This window comes from Phytoactinopolyspora endophytica, assembly GCF_004138495.1.
Lineage (GTDB): Bacteria > Actinomycetota > Actinomycetes > Jiangellales > Jiangellaceae > Phytoactinopolyspora > Phytoactinopolyspora endophytica.
Genome location: NZ_ML142856.1, coordinates 156,359 through 160,625, shown reverse-complemented (window position 1 = coordinate 160,625; position 4,267 = coordinate 156,359). Strand labels below are relative to the sequence as shown.

Genomic DNA, 4,267 nt, shown 5'->3' with positions numbered 1-4,267 from the left:
CTCGACGAGGTCCGATCGCTCCCGAACGTCACCGTGGCGGGAGGTGTGAGGGCCGAGCGTCTCCTGATCGAGGACGGCGCCGTCGTCGGCGCGTGTCTCGAGGCGGGGGAGGACCACGTTCTCGTCCGGGCGAACCGCGTCGTGCTCGCCGCGGGCGCCTACCACTCGCCCGCGGTCCTGCTCCGATCCGGTGTCGGGCCGAAGGACGAGCTCTGCGCGCTCGGCATCGAGCCGGTCGTCGACCTGCCGGGCGTCGGCAAGCACCTGCTCGACCACGCGTGCGTGGCGCTCAATTACGTCGGCAGGCCCGGCCTCGTCAACGAGCTGCGCGCGCTGACGCACCATCCCGACGAGCAGACCGTCGGCCGCGCCCGCTCGTCGGTGTGCGACGACGGTCCGTACGACATCCACGTCTTCATGGTCGCCGGTGAGAACAGCGGGCACCCGGGACTCCCGCCGATCTCGCTGTACGGCGGGGCGATGAGGGCGGTCTCGGAGGGAGAGGTCACGCTATCGCGCGACCTGGACGTCGTCACGCCGGTCGTCGACCACCGGTACGGCACGGATCCCGCGGACCACGATCGTCTGGTCCTGTCGGAGGCGCTCGACCTGCTGCGGACGATGGCCGCCTTCGGCGAGCTCGCCGAGATCCTCGGCGACGAGGTGACCGACGGCAGGGATCCCCTAGACCGGATCGTGAGCTACTGCCACCCCGCGGGTACCTGCAAGATGGGCCGCGCCTCGGACGCATCCGCGGTCGTCGGAGGGGGCGGCCAGGTCCACGGCGTCTCCGGGCTGCATGTCGCGGACGCATCCCTGATGCCGACCACCACGCGCGGCAACATCAACCTGCCCACAGCCATGATCGGCGCGCGCGTCGCCGCGGCCGTCCTCGACCTGCCGGCCGAATCGGTCGTCGACCGTGACTGATCCGGGACCCCGAATCCAGCACGGCACAGTAAGGAGTGAGCAAGGATGACACCTCACACGAGCACGACAGCGCGCACCACACGCAGCACCGCGGCCCTCGCCGGCCTTGCCCTTGTCGTCACGGGCTGCGGCGCGGGCATGGGCGGCGGTACCGGCGGCGAGGAGGCGCAGGAGACCTCCGGCGAGTTCGACTGGAAGCGATTCGAGGGCGAGTCGATCTCGGTGATGCTCAACGAGCACCCGTGGACGGACGGCGTCAAGGAGCACCTCGGCGAGTTCGAAGAGCTCACCGGCATCGACGTCGAGCTGAACACCTACTCCGAGGACCTGTACACGGCGAAGGTCGAGCAGGCAGTGCGCTCCGGCGAGGCGCCGGGCGTGTACATGCTGCAGATGGACGACTTCGCGGCCACGCAGTACGACGCCGGGCTCGTCGAGCCGCTCACGCCCTACCTGGACAATCCGTCGCTCACGAGCGACGAGTACGACTTCGACGACTTCCCCTCGGGGCTCGTCGACCCGGTCCGGTTCCCGGCGGGAGACTCGGACGCACAGGTGTACAGCGTCCCGATCGCCACCGAGTCGTACATCCTCTTCTACAACGAGAAGCTCGTTGACGAGTACCTCGGCGGCGAGGTGCCGAAGACGATGGACGGCCTGATCGCCGCTGCGCAGCAGATCACCACCAAGGGGGGCGGCGACGTCTTCGGCTCGGTCGTCCGCGGCGTGCGCTCGGACGGGCTCCGCGACACCATCACCGCGATGGTCCTGAACCAGTGGGCCCTGGATCGCGAGATCGAGGCGCCATACAACGTCTGGTTCGACGGCAGCTGGGACGAGCCTCGGCTGACCGACCCCTCGATCGTGAACGGCCTCAGCGACTACGCCGCGCTGGTCGCCGCGGGGCCGAGCAACAGGTTCAACCTCGACTGGCCCGACGCGACCAGCCTGTTCGCGCAGGGCAAAGCCGCGTTCTTCATCGACGCGAGCGTCTTCGGGCCTGGATTTGAGGATCCCGAGTCGTCCGCGATCGCCGGGGACGTCGGGTACGCGCCGCTGCCCACGGGCGACGTCGAGGGAAGCACGGGCGTGTGGTCGTGGGGCTTGTCGATCGCCAAAAACGCCGGAAACAAGGGCGCGAGCTGGCTGTTCCTCCAGTGGGCCACGACCAAAGAGCTGACGGGGACCCTCGGAATTCAGACCGGAGGCGCTCCTCGCCAGTCCTCATCGGAGAGCGAGGAGTACCTGGCGGCGCTGAACCCGGAGTTCGTCCGCGTGACCGCCGAAGTGGCATCGACGGCGCGAACGACTGCGGTGCTGCGCACTGGGTGGAAGCCGGGGGTGTTCGTCATCGTGGACGCGGTCCTCGCGATCGCGCAGGGCGAGGACCCCGAGACCGTCCTAACGGAGGCGAACGACCTGATGAGGGCGACGCTCCAATGACCACGAGGCAGCTGCTAAGGACCGAGGAGGGGACGCGGCGAGGCGGGCGCGGCGCGCGGCGGGGTCCCCCGCCGCAGTCCGGGCCCACCGGAGGCGGATCCTTCTGGTACGTCGTGCCCATGATCGTCATACTCGGTCTCAGCTCGATCGTGCCGATCGTGTACTCACTCTCACTGAGCCTGTTCGACTGGGACTGGGGATCGCGGCTCGCCTTCGTCGGGCTCGCCAACTACGTCGACCTGCTGGGCGACGGCGAGTTCTGGGCGTCTCTGTCTCGCACGGGGCTGTTCACGATCTTGGCCGTCGCGTTCGAGATCGTCCTCGGGATGCTCATCGCGGTGGCGGTGCAGTCGATGACGCGCGGGCTCGGATGGCTGCGCACCCTGTTCATCCTGCCCCTGATGGTGTCGGGAATGGTCGTCGCGCTCGTGTGGAAGGTCATGCTCGACCCCACGCTGGGTGTCATCCCGTTCCTGCTCGGCAAGGTCGGGCTGTCAGGCATCGACCTGCTCGGGTCCGCGACGACGGCGCTGCCCGCGCTGGCCGGCATCGACACGTGGTGGCAGACCGGATTCGTGTTCATCATCCTGAGCGCGGGACTGGCGGCACTGCCGAGGGAACCGTTCGAGGCCGCGAGCGTCGACGGCGCCAGCGCGATCAGCCGGTTCCGCTTCCTGACGGTACCGATGATGCTCCCGATGATCGGCACGGTCGCGGCCATCCGCGCCGTGGAGTGCCTCAAGGTGTTCGCCCTCGCGTTCGGTACCACGAACGGCGGCCCCGCCAGGTCCACCGATTTCGCCCAGATGCTCGCGTACCGGACGGGATTCCGGGAGTTCAGGATGAGCGAGAGCATGACCATGATGATCACGTACACCCTACTGATCGTGATCGCCCTGGTCGTTGTCTCACTCGTGCGGAAAGCGGTGCACCATGCGGCCTAGCCCCACCGGGCGCATGATCCGCAGCGTGTTCATCGCGTGCACGGTCGTCGCGACCCTATTCCCCTTCTACTGGACAATCACCCTCGCAACGCAGAACACCGCGACCGGAGGCGAGCCGGAGTTCCTCTACGTGCCCTCGTTCGACGCCTTCGCGGCCGTGTGGAGCAACAGCGACTTCGTCGGATCCCTCGTGATGAGCATGATCGTCGTCGTGCTCACAGTGATCATCTCGCTCGTGGTCACGGTCCCCGCCGCGTACGCATTCGTCAGGTTCGAGCTGCGCCCCAGGACGGGGATCGTGCTCTGGCTGCTGCTGGCCTACCTGCTGCCCGACTTCCTCATCGCGATCCCGATGTACGTACTACTGCAGAACGTGGGGCTCTACGACACGTCGTTCGGTCTGGCGCTGGCGTACCAGGTGTTCATGGTGCCGTTGGCGATGTGGCTGCTACTGCGGTTCTTCGAGGACGTGCCAGCCGAGGTGGCCGAGGCAGCGAGCATCGACGGGGCGTCCCGGATGCAGACGCTGCTGCGGGTATACCTGCCCGTCGTGCGCCCCGGCATCGCGACGACCGCCGTGCTGATCGCCATCACGGTCTGGAACGAGGTGACGATCGCGCTCTCGCTCACGCTCAACAACCCGACCGTGCCGATCGCGATCGCCGCGTACAAGGGCTACGCGTCCATCCAGTGGGACCAACTCGCGGCGGCGTCGCTTATCGCGATGGCCCCCGTCGTCATCTTCGCGATCTTCGCGCAGAAGCACATCGTCAGCGGACTCACCGCAGGAGCAGGAAAATGAGTGTCGTTGGCGTGGACCTCGGCGGCACGAACGTGCGCGTGTCCCTGTTCCACGGGGAGCGCGAGGTGCGCACCGAGGCTCGGCGTTCGGCGCTTCGCGAGGGCGAGCGCCCGGCCGACGTGATGCGCGGGCTGATCGACAGCGTCGC

Annotated in this window: 4 protein-coding genes; all 4 read left to right on the top strand. The window is 67.9% G+C overall.

Annotation, left to right across the window (positions count from 1 at the left end; all coding sequences use genetic code 11):
• Window positions 1-930: GMC oxidoreductase (locus tag ELR45_RS17035; protein ID WP_165367858.1), on the top strand; the 930-nt coding region annotated here is incomplete at its 5' end.
• 45 nt (window positions 931-975) lie between these two features.
• Entirely contained in the window at window positions 976-2,373 is a 1,398-nt protein-coding gene (locus ELR45_RS17030) for an extracellular solute-binding protein (protein ID WP_129667466.1), read from the top strand.
• Complete coding sequence (locus ELR45_RS17025; protein WP_129667465.1) at window positions 2,370-3,317, top strand: carbohydrate ABC transporter permease; 948 nt, start codon at window positions 2,370-2,372, stop codon at window positions 3,315-3,317. The genes ELR45_RS17030 and ELR45_RS17025 overlap by 4 nt, the downstream gene beginning before the upstream one ends.
• Before the next feature lie 25 nt (window positions 3,318-3,342).
• On the top strand, window positions 3,343-4,119 hold the full coding sequence (locus ELR45_RS17020) for a carbohydrate ABC transporter permease (RefSeq protein WP_165367856.1): 777 nt from the start codon (window positions 3,343-3,345) through the stop codon (window positions 4,117-4,119).
• Window positions 4,120-4,267: the final 148 nt, after the last annotated feature.